The following is a 15,838-nucleotide window of genomic DNA, read 5'->3' as shown; positions in this document are numbered from 1 at the left end:
GATCATCCTGCGTCACCCAATACCTGGCGAGCGACGACGCCCCTGGCCCCGTCCAGACCAGGGAAGCCTGGCGGCTGTGTCGTCCGCCCAGACCCGGCGACAGGTGCCAGCAAAGTAGCTAGCGAACCTGGGCGCTGACGCGACAAGGGCGCTCGGGCGAAGACAGGATCGAAGAAGGTTGCCACCTGAACGGATGCGCTTCCTGCAAGCCCGTGAACCACGGGCGGGCTGCCCGGGGGTAAAGCCGGGCAGCGCAGGTTCCGACGACTGCGGCGCTGATCAACCCGCCCTCCCGCTTTCCACCGGAAGAGCGGTAGCAACCTGGCAAGCACAACTCACCGTGACGCCGGCCGGCCCAGCCGCTCGACGCCAGGGCGTCTACTGATAGGACAGGGTGAACGTGGCGACGGCGTTCGCGTCACCGCCGCGCACCACGGCATCGGTCTTGATGAAATTGGCCGTGAGCGGGATGTCCAGCGCACCGTTCGGCGCAGCGCCCAGGGCAATCTGCCCGGCATTCCCGGCCACCGAGGAATCCGGCCCGAACTTCACCGGCGTACCCAGCCTGCGCACTTGCAGGGCCACGCCGCTGGCCTGTTGCGACGAGGCGGAAAGGCCCAGGCGGTCGCTGGTATTGCCGGGGTTGCTGGCATCGGTGAAGGTCATGAAGACGTCCATCCCCGAGGAGCAGTCCAGGCGGATATTGAACGATGCGTTGCCCGCCGTGGTGCCTACCGGCCCGGCCAAGTCCAGCACATTGATCTTCCCGACCGGGACAGTGAAGCTCTTCGAACCCGCATCCACCGAGCAGGTTTGCGCGGTGACGGTCGAGGAAGTGATCTTGATCGGCGAAGGCAAGGTCGCATTTCCGCTTGTCTTGTCCTTTACGGTGAACTCGCCAATCTGCTGGCTGCTGAGCACGCCGGAGGCAATTGGTTCTCCAGTAGCAACCAGGCGAACCGCGGCGGATGCAGTCCATGTGGCGCCCCAGCCACGATAGAGATCGACCGGCGTAGCCTCGACAGGCCACCAGGTGGAGGAGCTGTACGATTTGGTCCTCATGATCAGCCCCACGCCACGCAACCCACTCTCAAACACCGAGTAGGTCTTGCCGTCGTTCACCACACTTTTGCCGGTTGGCGTCAGCAACATGGCAGCCTGCAGCCACACATTGCTGGTGTCGCTGGCCGTGCAGCCATTGAATACCTGGGCGTCACCGGTAGTCCACGCCGTCAACGGGGTTCCTTCCGAGCGATCGCGTGGCGCCGAGAAAGTGGCCGGCAACGAAATCGACACCCCGGCGGTGGCTTTGCAGGTTGGGTCAGCCTGCACGGTTCCGGCAAACAGACTCAATAGGATGCTGGTGAGCAAGCTGAACGATGCGAGAAGGCGATGATTGGCTTTCATGATTGCTCTCCCTTGAACCGCGCCGGCAGCCCGGCAATCACTTGCAGGTTTCATTGAGGGTCTCCATCGGCGCGCTGGCGCCATCCGCGACGCGCGGGGCAACGCGGTAATTGATCGAGCACTGCCCGGCGGAGTCGAGCGGCACATGCAATACGCCCTGGTCGGCATTGACCCGCGCAAAGATCTTGCCGCCCTGCCCGACCATGCCGACTTCCTGGTTCTGCTCGTCGTACACCGAAGCGCCGAACGGCAGCGCACTGCCATCGGCCCGGCGGCTCTGGATTAGCAGCGCATGGCCCTTGACCGTGTCGTACTTGACCAGCATCACCGCGCCGCTGCGCGGAACGACGTCATGCAGGGTGCTCTTGAGTTCAACGTCGTCGTCGAGCCCCTTGGGATCGAGTTCGACACTGTTGACACGGTACGGCGACAGGTACGGCACCACGGCCTGGCCCTGGCCGTCGAGCTTGACGTTGGCGGCACTGCTGACGCTGGCCCCGGCGGCACCGGGGGCATCGATGATGGCGATGCTGTCGCCGAGATTCTGGCCGAAGGTGATGCCACTCGGGTGCGCGACCACCGAGCCACTCATGCCGGCCGAAAGCTGGCGGTAGTCGGAACTCTCACTGACCGAGCCGTTCAGGGTGCCGAAGGAGGTGCGGTACTGGCTGTTGGCGCCAACGCTGGAGCTGCTGTCACCGGAGTCGGGGCTGTCATGGGATGCGGTCAGGCCGTAGCTGACCTGGCCCTCTTTGCCGGCGGTGCCGCTCAGCGTGCTCTGCAGGTTGCTCGAACCCTTGCTGCTCTGGCTGTAGCTGCTGCTCAGGTAAGGACGGTTGGTGCCTGCCTTGCCGATTGGCAGCGACACGCTGAACAGGGTGCGGTTGTCTGCCGTGCCGTAGGCATCCTGGGTCCGGGCGGCACTGACCGAGGTGCTGCCCCAACTCCAGTTATGGGTGTAGCCGGCCTGGTACTGGGTATCGAAACCGGTGTCGTTCCAGTAGTTCTGGCGCGAGCCGTTGACGTACAGGTAGCCGCGGCTACCGACGTTCTGGCTGACGTTGACCTCGCTGCGGCTGCGGGTTCGGCGGATGGCGTCGACGCCACCCTTGCTATCCCCGTACTCGTCCAGTTGGTCGCGCGCATTGAGGGCGTCGGTGAAGCTGAAATAGCCGTCGGTGGAGTAGCGGTACGCGGCCACCGTGAAGTGGGTGCCGGTGCTCTGCAGAATCTTGTTGTAGCTCAGGCGCAGCGACTGGCCGGTGAAGGATTGATCGTCAAGCTTGGTGCTGGCATGGGTGATGTCTGCGCCGAAGGCACCGTACTCGGTGGTCAGCACGCCACCGAGCAAGCCAGCGGCGTAGCCTTCGGAGGCCGTTGCGCCGGTATAGCCGGTGACGCTGTTGGTGAGGCCACGCTGGTAGGTGGCCTGGCCAACCTTCGGCGCCGAGCCGTAGCTGAGGTCGCGGGCCTGGCCAACGCTGAGGGTGTAACGGGACACGCCCGGCCGCAGGGAGCGCGCGACAGACGAGAACGGAACGGTGAAATGGCTTTCCTGGCCATCGGCCTCGGTGACGGTCACGTCCAGGTCGCCGTTATCGCTGGTGGGGTTGAGATCACTGATCTCGAACGCCCCCGGGGCGACGGTGACTTCCTGGATGACATAGCCGTTCTGGCGAATGGTGACGCGCGCGTTGGTAGCAGCGACGCCACGTACCACCGGCGCGTAGCCGCGCTGGGAGTCAGGCAGCATGCGGTCATCGGTAGCCATGCGCAGACCTCGGATCGATACCGCGTCGAACAGGTCACCGTCAGTGAAGGCGTCGCCCAGGGTCAGCTGGGAGCGCAGGCTGTCGATATCACGCTGGGCATAGGTGCTGAGGTTCTGGAAGTCGCTGCCCGAGTCGCTGTCCCAGTTCAGTGAGGAGCGTTGGCGCAGCCGCCAGTCACCCAGGTTCACGCCGCCGTTGAGGCTGGCGTAGGCGTTACGGTTGGTCTCGCCCTGCGTGACGCTCTGGTAGGCGTTGGTGCTGTAGTCGAGGAACGCCGCATTGACGCCACGGTCCCAGCGCTCGGGGCTGACGTAGCCGCGCGGATTGCTGCGCAGGAAGGCCTGCGGAATGCTCAACAACAGGCGTTGCTCGCCGGCATCGAGGCTGGACGTAGCGCCCTGGATCAGGGTCGGCAGGTCGACACACTCTTCGCCGGCCGCTTCGGCGGCTGGAGTGAGTTTCTCCAGGTCCACGCCGGCGGTTTCAAGCTGCAGCCGGGTCAGGCAGGCGACGCCGCGCCCCGCTTGGCCTTCGGCAATGAAGCGGATGTCCTGGCGCCCCATCATCTGTTCATTGACCCAGACATCGAGCGTATGCACGCCGGGCTCCAGGGTGTTGCCTTCGCGGAAGCGGGTCAGGTTCAACGACTGCGCACCGCGCCCCCAGAGCATGTCGTTGTCGAACTTTACCGAGCTGCCATCTGCCGCATCGGCCATGCCACTCAGCAGCGCCAGGGCCAACGCAATGGCCAGCGGCTTGAGCGCAAAGGCAAAGCGGTGCACGGGATGGCGTCTGGACGTGTTCATGGCTCACCTCGGTTGCCCTCGAGCCCCTCCGTGGACAGGCTTTTCGGGCATGAGCAGCCCCCTCCCGACAAGTTGCGGGTGAGGGAGGCGGCGGGGGAATTTAGGGTTTCAGGGCTTGCGAATAGGCGGTACTGCTGCCGTAGTCGTTGATCACGGAGTAGCTGACCTTGCCGCCGCTGGCATTCAGCGCGGCACCCTTGATCGGCAGCTGCTTGTGCTCACCGGGGGCGATCAGGCTGGAGTTGATATCCAGTTCCGCATCGCGGCTCTGGCCACCGCTGGTGAGGCTGACCTTGCCCAGCGACACGTAGTAAGGGCTGGCGTTGTAGCCTTCGAGCACCGAACCATTCAGGTGCCATTGCAGCTGCTCGGCAGCGGCCACCGGATTTCCCGCCAGGGATGCCGGGCGGTAGAACATCTTGATGCGGCTGCGGAACGCCACCTTGAGCCGGTTTTGCCCGTCATCGGAGGACGGCGGCACTTCCAGCACGTTGAGCCAGAACAGCGACTCCTTGTCCTGCGGCAGGCTCTTCTGCCCGGTGTAGCGCACACGCAGCGCCTGGCCCTTGGCCGGGTCGATACGCGCAATCGGCGGAGTGAGCAGGAACGGTGCGTCAGAAGTATCCGGCGTGGCCTGGACGTTGCCTTCATCGATCCAGGACTGCACGAGCAGGGGGAACTGCCCGTCGTTGCTCAGTTTCACCGTGACCTCGCGCTGGTCGGACGGGTAGATCACCCGGGTACCAGTGATGACGATGGACGCCTGAGCCTGGCCAACCAGCATGCAGCCAGCCAGCAGCAACATGTGCAGAGCTCGGCGCCCCAGCAGAGAACCTTTCATCGATGTGACCTCGCCAGAAGTGGGCGCAAACCAGGGATACCGGGAGCCGTCGACAGGCGACTCCCGGCGGTTGCCCGTGTTACCAGTCGATTACGGATAAACGATCGAGTAGGTAACGCTGGATTCCACTTCACCGGAGCTCGGTTCGGCTGCGTTGGAGTAGTACTTCACGGTGAAGGGCATTTCGGCCTGCAGGCCGGAGATGTCGACGAACTTCTGAGTAGGCTGGGCGCCCAGTTGCAGGGCACTACCCTCGCCCTGCTTGTAGATGGCCAGGTCGACTTCTTCTGCGCCAGCGCCGGTGTTTTTCAGACGGCCAGCGTCGGTCACGTTGGTGCCGGGCTCGAAGAACACAGCAACACCGAGACCGTTGGCGCTGTCAGCAGGTGTGCAGTTGCTGAGTTTGATCGAGAAGTTGGTATCGCCACCGGTGGTGCCGATGCCCTTGAGGGAAGTTTTGGAAACGGTCGGCAGGGTGACTGCGCCATCGCCGGTACCGGCGCCATTCACCTGGATGGTGCAGGTGACGTCTTCCACCTTGCCGGTGAAGTTGATGGTGCCGTCGGCGGCCTGGGCCTGCATCGCGGTAGCGGACAGGGCAGCCAGGGAGGCGAGAGCAATCAGGGAGATTTTCATCTGAGAGGTTCCTACATGAGTGAGTTGGCTCCCTGCACCGACATTGGTGAAGGAGAGGGCCAGATTCTGACCTCACCCGGAAACTCCTCCAGCCGTAATATCCTCATCACCGCGTAGGAAAAATCTATATCCCCTCATTAATTCCCATATTGGACCGTAACCCGCGTTCCAGAGCCTCCTACGCCCTCGCTGGAGCATCAGCTGACGCACTCGGCATCCGCGCAATGCTCCATCAGGTTGGCGAGTTTTCCGGCTCAGGCAGGCGCTCGTTCCGACGCCGTGGTCGCCACGCCACGACTGACCCACCAGCCGAATATTCCAGCGGTGAAGAACATCAGCACGCCATAGATGGCCGCCGGGATGGCCATGGTCTTGTTGTTCAGCAGCATCGGGCTGAGCGCCAGGGCGATGGCGAGGGTGCCGTTGTGAATGCCGATCTCCATGCCGATGGCGATGGATTGCGGCTTGGAGAGCTTCAACAGGCGCGGAATCCAGTAGCCCACGGCGAGGCTCAGCAGGTTGAAGCACAGTGCTGCCGCGCCAACGATGGGCGCATAGGCGAGGAAGGTCTGCCAGTCCTTGGTCACGGCCATACCGATGATCACCGCCAGCAGCAGCGCGGAGAGAATCTTCACCGGCTTCTGCAGCGCCGCCGCCACCGCCGGCAGCAGACGCCGCACGAGCATGCCGATGGCCACGGGGCCGAGGACGATGGCGAACACTTGCAGCACCTTGCCGAACTGCAGCGGGATGGTCTGGCCGTCATTCATGAAGTACAGCAGAGACATGTTCACGATCAGCGGCATGGTGAGGATGGCGATCACCGAGTTCACCGCGGTCAGCGTGATGTTCAGCGCCACGTCACCATGGGCCAGGTGACTGTAGAGATTCGCCGTGGTGCCGCCGGGGGATGCGGCGAGCAGCATCATGCCCACGGCCAGCGCGGCTTCGAGGGCAAAGCCGACGGTAATGAGGAAACACGCCAGGGGCAGCAGGATGATCTGGCAAACCAGGCCGATGAGCACTGGCTTGGGATAGCGCACCACGCGGGCGAAGTCGGCGACGGTGAGGGACAGGCCGAGGCCCAGCATGATGATGCCCAGGGCGATGGGCATGAAAAGCGTCAGCAAGGGATCGTTGGTCATTGTCATTATTCTCCAACTGGGGTGGGCCGATTGTTTCGGCCTCTTGGGCGCTTGTAACTGGCCTTGCAGGCCAAAACCACTTCATCGTGTAACAGAATGCGAAGTCTTGTAGCGAACGCGATGGGATCCTGCGGATGGGACGGTGCAGGAGCGGCCATACGCGCGGTCACAGGCATGGTCCGCTCCTGGACGTTGATGCCGAGATCAACAGCCGCGTAGGAGCGCGATTCCCAGCCGCTCCGAGCTGGCCGGCACCCCATCGCGGACAGAGTCCGCTCCTGCGAGATACCTCTGTGCTTGGGCCGGCCCTCACCCTCTCCCGGAGGGAGAGGAGACCAGTCGGTGCAGGGTGAAACCATCGCGTCAGTCGGCACGATCTGCCCCCTCTCCCCTTGGGAGAGGGCTGGGGTGAGGGGAACTCAGTGGCACAGAGTGACCGAAGAAGACAGTTGCTCCTACGAGATGATCTGCGCTCGGGGGTGCACCACGAGGATCAGATCGCCGTGGCCCCGCCATCCACCGGCAGCGCGATGCCGGTGGTGAAGCCGGCGTTGTCGCTGCACAGGTAGAGCACCGCACCGGCGATTTCCTCGACGCGACCGACGCGGCCCACCGGGTGCATGGCGGCGGCGAACTCGGCCTTCTTCGTGTCGGCCTCGTAGGCGCGGCGGAACATGTCGGTGTCGATCACCGCCGGGCACACGGCGTTGATGCGGATTTTCTTCTTCGCGTACTCGATGGCGGCGGACTTGGTCAGGCCGATCACCGCGTGCTTGGAGGCGGCGTAGATGCTCATTTTCGGCGCGGCGCCCAGGCCAGCCACCGAGGCGGTGTTGACGATGGCGCCGCCGCCCTGCTCCAGCATCACTGGAATCTGGTGCTTCATGCACAGCCAGACGCCCTTCACGTTGACGCCCATGATGGCGTCGAACTCGCTTTCCGCGCCGTCGGCCAGCTTGCCCTTCTCGATCTCGATGCCGGCGTTGTTGAAGGCGTAGTCCAGGCGGCCATAGGCGGCCACGGTGCCCGCCACCAGCGCCTTGACCTCGGCGTCGCGGGTCACGTCGCAGCGGATGAAGGTGGCCTCGCCGCCCGCAGCGCGGATCAGCTCGACGGTGGCTTCACCGCCCTTGGCGTCGACGTCGGAAACCACGACTTTCACGCCCTGCTGGGCGAAGGCCTGGGCGGTGGCGCGACCGATACCGTTACCGGCGCCAGTGACCAGGGCAACCTGGCCGGAAAGCAGCTGACTCATGAGCGAACCTCGAAGCGGGTTGAGAAATAACCGCTGCAGTCTAGCCAGCGCTCCAGCGGCGCGAAGCACTATCAGGCGGGGCGACGTCGCTGCATCCACGGCGATGATGATTCGCGCAAAGCCGGATCACTGGGACCGATGGACGGACATTCCTCCGGCGGACGGAACTTGCCCCGGCGCGACTGGCGGACTATCACCTAGGCTTTCCCCCTGACTGAGTCCACTGCCATGTCTGCCCAGATCAACCGCCAGTTCCAGCTCGCCCAGCGCCCGGTCGGCGCCGCCACCCGCGACACCTTCGCCTATGTGGAAACTCCGGTCGGCGAGCCTGGCCCGGGGCAGATCCTGGTGAAGAACCAGTACCTGTCGCTGGACCCGGCCATGCGCGGCTGGATGAACGACGCCAAGTCCTATATCGCCCCGGTGGCCATCGGCGACGTGATGCGCGCCCTGGGCGTGGGCAAGGTGATCGCCTCGCAGCACCCGGACTTCAAGGTCGGCGACGAAGTGAACGGCGCCCTCGGCGTGCAGGATTATTTCCTCGGCGAGCCGAAGGGCTTCTACAAGGTCGACAGCCAGCGCGCGCCGCTGCCGCTGTATCTCTCGGCGCTGGGCATGACCGGCATGACCGCCTACTTCGGCTTCCTCGACGTCGGCCTGCCCCAGGCCGGTGACACCGTGGTCGTCTCCGGCGCCGCCGGCGCGGTGGGCAGCGTGGTCGGACAGATCGCGAAAATCAAAGGCTGCCGTGTGGTCGGCATCGCCGGCGGCGCCGACAAATGCCGCTACCTGATCGATGAACTGGGCTTCGACAGCGCCATCGACTACAAGGCCGAGGACGTCAATGCCGGCCTCAAGCGCGAGTGCCCAAAGGGCGTGAACGTGTTCTTCGACAACGTCGGCGGCGACATCCTCGACGCCGTGCTGGCCCGCCTGGCGCCCAAGGCACGCGTGGTGATCTGCGGCGCGATCAGCCAGTACAACAACAAGGAAGCGGTGCGCGGCCCGGCCAACTATCTGTCGCTGCTGGTCAACCGCGCACGCATGGAAGGCATGGTGGTGATGGATTACGCCCACCGCTTCCAGGAGGGCTTCAAGGACATGGCGACCTGGATCGGCGAAGGCAAGCTGAAATCGAAGGAGGACATCGTCGAGGGGCTGGAAACCTTCCCCGAGACCCTGGCCAAGCTGTTCAGCGGCGAGAACTTCGGCAAGCTGGTGCTGAAGGTCTGAGGCGCCGTAGGAGCGGACTCTGTCCGCGATGGTCTCCGGCGCAATGCGGGCCTATCGCGGACGGAGTCCGCTCCTACCCGAAGCCGATCATCGGCGGGCAGCGGCAACCTTGTAGGAGCGAGCTTGCTCGCGAACCCGCCCGGCACCGATGTCGTCGGCAAGAGCGTTCGCGAGCAAGCTCGCTCCTACAGTTTCCCCGCATTTCCGTTCGGGGTGGCGTTACGGCCCGGCCTGTCGGCCGAATCGCCGATGAATCCGCTCAAAAGCCCCTCCTCCTGGCCCTGGCTGCGCTCCCCGTTCTTGAGGGAGAGGGGACCGGTTGTGCCGGCTTGGAACATGCCTTCATCCTGCACCGAACTACCCTCTCCCTGAAGGAATCGGAACCGATTGTGCCGACTGATGCCGTGGTTTCATCCTGCACCGTACTGCCCCCTCTCCCTCTGGGAGACGACTGCATGGATGCAGGAGGTAGAGCGACGCAGGATGCCAAAGCCGAGGGCTGGGGTGGGGGGCAAGCCCGGCACCGGAGCCACAAACCAATGACCTTCCTTCTTTCAGACCTCTATCTCGATGATTTCCGACAAGCTCTGAGGCGCCTTTCCAGCTAGGATTTCCCTTGGCCGATTCCAAGGAAGATCCCCGATGTCCCTCGCCCGCTGGCTGCCCGGTCTGGACAGCCTGCTGCACTACCGCTACGACTGGCTGCCGCGCGATATCCAGGCCGGCCTGTCGGTGGCTGCCGTGCAGATTCCCACCGCCATCGCCTACTCGCAGATCATCGGCTTCCCGCCTCAGGTCGGGCTCTACGCCTGCATTCTGCCGATGCTGATCTACGCGATTGTCGGCAGCTCGCGGCAACTGATGGTCGGCCCGGATGCCGCCACCGCCGCGATGGTCGCGGCGGCCATCACGCCGCTGGCGGCAGGCAACCCGGAGCGGCTGCTGCAGTTGTCAATGATCGTCGCGGTGCTGGTGGGCATCCTGTCCATCGCCGCCGGCTTCGCCCGCGCCGGTTTCGTCGCCAGCTTCCTCTCGCGGCCAACCCTGGTGGGTTACCTCAACGGCATCGGCCTGAGCCTGATCGCCGGACAGCTGGGCAAGATCCTTGGCTACCACAGCGAAACCAGCGGCTTTGTTCGTGGCCTGATCGCGCTGGCGCGCAACCTCGCCGATACGCACCTGCCGACGCTGGCACTGGGCGTCGGCACCCTGGTGCTGATGATCCTGCTGCCGCGACGCTACCCGAAGATTCCCGGAGCCCTGGTGGGCGTGTTATTCGCCTCGGTCATCGCGGCCCTGTTCGGCCTGGACCAATACGGCATCAAGTTGCTCGGCGAAGTGCCGCAAGGCCTGCCGCACCTGAGCTGGCCGAAGACCAGCGTCGAGGAGGCCGGCAGCCTGTTCCGCGACGCCATGGGCATCACCATCGTCAGCTTCTGCAGCGCCATGCTCACCGCGCGCAGCTTCGCCGCCCGCCACGGCTACGCCATCGACGCCAACCACGAGTTCATGGCGCTGGGCATGGCCAACATCGGCGCGGGGATATCCCAGGGCTTCGTCATCAGCGGCGCCGACTCGCGTACCGCGGTGAACGACATGGTCGGCGGCAAGAGCCAGATGGTCGGCATAGTCGCCGCGCTGGTGATCGGCCTGGTTCTGCTGCTGTTCAGCAAGCCGCTAGGCTGGGTGCCAATGCCAGCGCTGGGCGCGGTGCTGCTGATGGCCGGCTGGGGCCTGATCGACTTCCGCGCGCTGCGCGGTTTCTGGGCGCTGAGCCGGTTCGAGTTCGGCCTGTGCGTACTGACCACGGTCGGCGTGCTCAGCGTTGGCGTGCTGCCGGGCATCTTCGTCGCCATCATGCTGGCCCTGCTGCGGCTGCTCTATCTCACCTATCGCCCGCACGACGCGGTGATGGGCTGGGTGCACGGCATCGACGGCCAGGTGGAGATCGAGCAGTACCCCAACGCACGCACCTTGCCGGGGCTGGTGATCTACCGCTTCGACGCGCCGATCCTGTTCTTCAATGCCGACTACTTCAAGCAGCGCATCCTCGAGGTGGTAGCCCGGACGCCGCATGCCCGCGCCGTGCTGCTCAATGCCGAAGGTATCCTCAACCTGGATATCAGCGGCCTGACGACGCTGCGCGAGGTGCAGCAGACCCTCGACGCCCAGGGCGTGCACCTGTCATTGGCGCGGGTCACCGGCGAGACGCTGGGCCTGCTCAAGCGTTCGCAACTGCTCGGCGAGATAAAACCGCCGCTGGTGTTCAGCTCGGTGCGCGCGGGCGTCAACGCCTACCGGCGCTGGCACCAGCAGCGCAAGCGCGAGCAGGAAGCCGCCGGGCGCACCGCAGTGGCATCACAGCCGGAACTGCCCGACCAGCCCTTGTAGTTCGCGGCTGAGCTGCGCCAGCTCGACGCTGGAAGACGCCGTGGACTGCATGGCCTGCGCCGATTCGTCGGCAATGCCGCGGATGCTGGTGACGCTGCGGCTGATCTCCTCGGCCACCGCGCTCTGCTGCTCGGAGGCGGCGGCGATCTGCTGGTTCATCTGGTGGATCACCGCCACCGCCGAGGCGATGTTGCCCAGCGCGGCCTCAGTCTGCACCGCGTCGCCCACGGTCATCTCCACCAGCGCGTGACTGCGCTGCATGCGCTGCACCGACGTATTCGCACCACTCTGCAGGGCAGCGATCAGCGTCTCGATCTCGGCGGTGGACTGCTGGGTGCGCCGCGCCAGCGCCCGCACTTCGTCGGCCACCACGGCAAAGCCCCGGCCCTGCTCCCCCGCCCGCGCCGCCTCGATGGCCGCGTTGAGCGCCAGCAGGTTGGTCTGCTCGGCGACGTTCTTGATCACGTCCAGCACGCTGCCAATGCTCTGGCTCTCGCGGCCCAGTTGCTCGATGCTCTGCGTGGCGGCACGCACGGCTTCGGCCAGCTGCTCGATGCGGCCGAGGGTCTGGCGTACCACGTCCTGCCCGCTGGCGACCTTGCCGTCGGCCTGTTCGGCGGAACTGGCGGCTTCCTCGGCGTTGCGCGCGACGTCGTGAACGGTGGCGGCCATCTGGTTCATCGCCGTGGCGACCTGGTCGGTCTCGGCCTTCTGCGAGTTCACCCCATGCTGGGTACGCTCGGTGACACTGGACAGCGCCTGCGCCGAGGCGGTGATCTGCCCGACGCCCGCGCTGAGCCGGCTGACGATGCCGCGCAGGCTGTCGGCCATGCTGCCCACCGCCCCCATCAGTTGACCAACCTCGTCCTTGCGGCGCACGTCGATACTGACGCTCAGGTCCCCCTCGGCGATGCGGCTGGCCATGCCGATGACCTGGCGCAGCGGGCGCACGATCATCCAGGTGATCAGCAACGAAGCCAGCGCGCCCACCAGCAGCGCCAGCGCCGCCGAAGCGACGATCAGCAGCGTGTTGGTGCGCAACTGCTTCTGCATGGCCGCACGCTGAGCGGAGTAGGCGTCGTCGACCTGCTGCATGACCTGGGCCGCGCGCTCGTTCATCTGCGCGTGGACCTGTTTTTCCTGCTCGAGGCTGGCGGTGTATTCGTCGAGCTTCTCGACGAAGGCGTTGATGTTGGTGATGACGTCCTTGAGCACCGAAACATAGGTCGGGTCGGTGATAACCTCCTGCAGCTTCGCGGACAGCTCCAGCGCCTCGGCGGCGGACTTGATGCGCCCCACCTCGGCCTTCTCGGCGCTGCCCTCCTTCGCGTCGCTGCCGGCCTCCAGGCGCGAGCGTGCCTCGTTCAGGCCCTGCAGCACCAGACGATAGAGCTGGCTGACCTGGGCGGCCTGCTGCAGCAGTTCCTCGCCCTTCTGGCCCTGGGATTCCTTGAGTTCGTAGGCGCCGTCGTCGGCCAGGCTCGACTGCAGGATGTCCAGGCTGTTGGAGGCGCCGTTCACCGACCAGGTGGCGGCGTCCAGCGACAGGCGTCGGCTCTTGCTGGATTTCTCGAAACTGGCGAAAGCCGCCAGGTAGTCGGCGACACCCTGCTCCACGCCGGCCATGGCCGTTGCCTGCTGCGGCTGCGCCTTGAGCCGCGCCACCGCTTCGCCGAGGTTGCCGGCGTGCTCGCGCAGACGCTTGGCGGAAGCATCGCTGGCGTCGATCACAAAGTCCTTCTCGCTCTGGCGCATCTCCAGCAACTCGCGGTTGATGGTCGACATGTCGCCGAGCAGGTCAAAGCGCTGGGCAATGCCCCGCAGCGAAGTAACGCCGATCACCGCCACCAGGGTGGTGAGCAATAGCACCAGGCCGAAGCCGATGGCCAGTTTCTTCGCCGTACCCATGTCGGCCAGACGACGCTGCACGAAGGCAACCATGGCATCTCCCCCCATCCGCAATGGCGTTTCAGGAAATCCTCGAAGGTCTCCTGATCGTTATCGCTGCTTTTGGGCGGAACATTAGGAGCGCCGCCCGCTGGCTGGATAGAGGGCGAGACGGTGATGGCACGGTGATGCTGCGGAGAGATACGTGAAGGTCGCATCCAGAACACTGAACAGGACTTTCCTGACACGGTTACGGAACTCGCCGACAGCGACCTAGCGCTCCGACCGTGCAGATTCCGGCACCTGACTTTCCACTCCTGGTTGCGGATGAACGCCTACTACCAACTGGTCCTGCAGCGCCCTCTGGCAGGATACGCCGACACACTGTGCCTGCCGGAGCTGTACCGCGAGCAACGGCGCCTCGATCCGTTGCTGCTGGCTCGCGGCAACCTGCCGATCCGTGAGTTCGTCTACCCGCAGGCCTACGACGAGGCCAGGGACGAATGGCTGGACTGCTGGTTCGATGCCCAGACCGGCTGGCAGATGGTGCATGACATCGTCCGCCTGGTTCACGGCAGCGCGCAGCAATACCCCCATCGCGACGCTTTGCTCTCGGAACTCTTCAGCCTTGGCGAGCGGCTGGACGTGGCGCGCATGGGCGGCATCGATTGGCAGCTTGGCCTGGAGCTGGAGTTCACCTGACAGCACTGCGCCAGGCGCCAGCACCTACCTGGGGCGAATCATGCTGAAGGTGTCACGGGTATAGCTGTACTGGGTGCCGCCCAGACGACCCACCAGGTCCAGCTTCACCGGGTCGACATGACGCTCGTCGTGCATCACCGATTCATCGATATGCGCCAGCAGCACACGGGCGAAGATCAGCATGCTGGAGGGGTTTTCCGCCGGGTACGGCAGGATTTCCGCCAACTGGCACTCGAAGGCCACCGGCGCGCCAGCCACCCGCGGCGGCGCCACGCGCTCGCTGGGCACGGAGGCGATGCCGGCGTGCTCGATCTCACTGACACCGTGGGGCAGCCAGGCGGCCGTGGCGTTCATCTGCTCGGCCTGGGCGGCGCTGACCAGGTGAATGACCAGCTCACCGGTCTCGCGCACGTTGCGCAGGGTGTCCTTGACGCTACCGTCGTCGCGCACGCTGGTGTTGACCAGCAGGGTCGGCGGCGAATCGCTGATGACCTGGAAGAAGCTGAACGGCGCGAGGTTGCTCTGGCCGTCCGCGGACAACGTGGAGACCCAGGCGATCGGCCGCGGCGTGACAGTGGAGGCCAGCCAGCGATAGGCCTCGGCCTTGGACAGTTGGGTGAAGTCGAGTTGCATGGGCAAGTCCGGACAGGGCGATGGGCGATGCAATGGGAAGTCGCGGGGCCGCTCCCGGCGGCCCGGCTGCGCGCGGCTCAACGGCCGGCGCGGGATTCCTTGATGTAGAAGCGCGCGCGGCTGGCCTTGTCCGAGCATCCGTCGTAGGCCTCGACCTGCTGCTGAGTCTTGGCGGCGGTGAGCAGGCCCAGGGCCTTGGAGTAGCTGACGGTGCCGGCGAAACCTTCGGCCTTGGCCAGGTCCAGTTCGTGCCAGGCGGCGTTCAGCTCGTTGGCGCAGCTGTCGCGGTTGACGGTCTTGCCCGAGCAGCCAGCGACGGCCAGCAACAGGGCGATGATCAGGGGAATGCGCGGCATGACGAAACTCCTGCGGGTGTTCGGAATGGTTCCAGCTTAGAACGCGGCGCAGAGGCCTGCCGGACGGCGCCGCAGTATGCCATCGGACGGATGGCATTCAAGCGACTACTACACTGATTGCCCACGGGATATCCCGAGAAGGAGACGGATCATGGTGCACCAGGGCAGCTGCCATTGCGGGCAGATCGCGTTCGAAGTGGAAGGGGATGTCGGTGAAGTCGTGTCATGCAACTGCTCGATCTGCCGACGCAAGGGTTCGCTGCTGTGGTTCGTGCCGCGCGGCAAGCTGAAGCTGACGACTCCCGAGAGTGCGATGAGCACCTACACGTTCAACACCCACCGCATCGAACATCGCTTCTGCCCCACCTGCGGCTGCGCTCCCCTGGCCTACGCCAGCGCGCCGGACGGCACGCCGATGGCGGCGATCAATGTGCGCTGCCTGCCGGGCGTGGAGCTGGCGGGGCTGACGGTGACGGAGTACGACGGCAAGAGCCGGTGAGAAATGCCTGCTCCCCTGCGGGCCTGACGACATCGCGGACGGAGTCCGCTCCTACACAAGGTCCCGCATGTGCGTAGGAGCGGACTCCGTCCGCGATTGGCCCAGCGTCGTACCGATTCCAACGGGTTCGCGAGCAAGCTCGCTCCTACAAAGAGCCCTACGAAGCTCCGCCACCCTTTCCGGCGAACGCTTGCGTAGGATGGTGTGGAGCGCAGCGATACCCATCGTTCTGATGCGCAGACAGCAGCATGGGTATCGCACCTACGGTAATGCTC

At 65.1% G+C, this 15,838-nt stretch carries 13 protein-coding genes; 4 read left to right on the top strand and 9 right to left on the bottom strand.

What is annotated here, in order from left to right:
- Window positions 1-378 precede the first annotated feature (378 nt).
- From N5C91_RS13005 to N5C91_RS12980, 6 genes are all read right to left on the bottom strand, one after another.
- Window positions 379-1,407 (bottom strand): fimbrial protein, encoded by a 1,029-nt coding sequence (locus N5C91_RS13005; protein ID WP_279830064.1) that lies wholly within the window; start codon window positions 1,405-1,407, stop codon window positions 379-381.
- 37 nt (window positions 1,408-1,444) lie between these two features.
- Window positions 1,445-3,985, bottom strand: coding sequence for a fimbrial biogenesis outer membrane usher protein (locus N5C91_RS13000; RefSeq protein WP_279830063.1), 2,541 nt, complete (start codon window positions 3,983-3,985; stop codon window positions 1,445-1,447).
- A 100-nt stretch (window positions 3,986-4,085) separates the two neighbouring features.
- Window positions 4,086-4,826, bottom strand: a complete 741-nt coding sequence (locus tag N5C91_RS12995) for a fimbria/pilus periplasmic chaperone (RefSeq protein WP_279830062.1) — start codon at window positions 4,824-4,826, stop codon at window positions 4,086-4,088.
- 90 nt (window positions 4,827-4,916) lie between these two features.
- A complete protein-coding gene (locus N5C91_RS12990; protein ID WP_279830061.1) occupies window positions 4,917-5,462 on the bottom strand; it encodes a fimbrial protein in 546 nt (181 codons plus the stop codon).
- Between the two features lie 254 nt (window positions 5,463-5,716).
- Window positions 5,717-6,607 carry a bile acid:sodium symporter family protein gene (locus N5C91_RS12985; protein WP_279830060.1) on the bottom strand — a complete coding sequence of 297 codons (891 nt, stop codon included), beginning with the start codon at window positions 6,605-6,607 and terminating at the stop codon, window positions 5,717-5,719.
- Window positions 6,608-7,100: 493 nt separating this feature from the next.
- Window positions 7,101-7,862 carry an SDR family oxidoreductase gene (locus tag N5C91_RS12980; protein WP_279830059.1) on the bottom strand — a complete coding sequence of 254 codons (762 nt, stop codon included), beginning with the start codon at window positions 7,860-7,862 and terminating at the stop codon, window positions 7,101-7,103.
- A 228-nt stretch (window positions 7,863-8,090) separates the two neighbouring features.
- Here N5C91_RS12980 and N5C91_RS12975 point away from each other — a divergent pair, with 228 nt between their 5' ends.
- Together N5C91_RS12975 and N5C91_RS12970 are read left to right on the top strand one after the other, a co-directional pair.
- On the top strand, window positions 8,091-9,095 hold the full coding sequence (locus N5C91_RS12975) for an NADP-dependent oxidoreductase (protein WP_279830058.1): 1,005 nt from the start codon (window positions 8,091-8,093) through the stop codon (window positions 9,093-9,095).
- Between the two features lie 642 nt (window positions 9,096-9,737).
- A complete protein-coding gene (locus N5C91_RS12970; protein WP_279830057.1) occupies window positions 9,738-11,486 on the top strand; it encodes a SulP family inorganic anion transporter in 1,749 nt (582 codons plus the stop codon).
- Here the strand turns inward: N5C91_RS12970 and N5C91_RS12965 are convergent.
- A complete protein-coding gene (locus N5C91_RS12965; RefSeq protein ID WP_279830056.1) occupies window positions 11,454-13,427 on the bottom strand; it encodes a methyl-accepting chemotaxis protein in 1,974 nt (657 codons plus the stop codon). The genes N5C91_RS12970 and N5C91_RS12965 overlap by 33 nt on opposite strands.
- A 273-nt stretch (window positions 13,428-13,700) precedes the next feature.
- On the opposite strand from N5C91_RS12965, the gene N5C91_RS12960 reads away from it, so the two are divergent.
- Window positions 13,701-14,075 carry a hypothetical protein gene (locus N5C91_RS12960; RefSeq protein WP_279830055.1) on the top strand — a complete coding sequence of 125 codons (375 nt, stop codon included), beginning with the start codon at window positions 13,701-13,703 and terminating at the stop codon, window positions 14,073-14,075.
- A gap of 24 nt (window positions 14,076-14,099) precedes the next feature.
- On the opposite strand, the gene N5C91_RS12955 is transcribed toward N5C91_RS12960, so the two are convergent.
- Together N5C91_RS12955 and N5C91_RS12950 are read right to left on the bottom strand one after the other, a co-directional pair.
- On the bottom strand, window positions 14,100-14,708 hold the full coding sequence (locus tag N5C91_RS12955; RefSeq protein WP_279830054.1) for a flavin reductase family protein: 609 nt from the start codon (window positions 14,706-14,708) through the stop codon (window positions 14,100-14,102).
- A gap of 77 nt (window positions 14,709-14,785) precedes the next feature.
- Window positions 14,786-15,064, bottom strand: a complete 279-nt coding sequence (locus N5C91_RS12950; protein WP_236174557.1) for a hypothetical protein — start codon at window positions 15,062-15,064, stop codon at window positions 14,786-14,788.
- A gap of 151 nt (window positions 15,065-15,215) precedes the next feature.
- On the opposite strand from N5C91_RS12950, the gene N5C91_RS12945 reads away from it, so the two are divergent.
- Window positions 15,216-15,563 carry a GFA family protein gene (locus tag N5C91_RS12945; RefSeq protein ID WP_279830053.1) on the top strand — a complete coding sequence of 116 codons (348 nt, stop codon included), beginning with the start codon at window positions 15,216-15,218 and terminating at the stop codon, window positions 15,561-15,563.
- Window positions 15,564-15,838 lie beyond the last annotated feature (275 nt).

This window comes from Pseudomonas sp. GD03903 (assembly GCF_029840045.1).
In the GTDB taxonomy this organism is placed as follows: domain Bacteria; phylum Pseudomonadota; class Gammaproteobacteria; order Pseudomonadales; family Pseudomonadaceae; genus Pseudomonas; species Pseudomonas pseudonitroreducens.
This window is presented reverse-complemented; position numbering and strand designations above follow the sequence as displayed.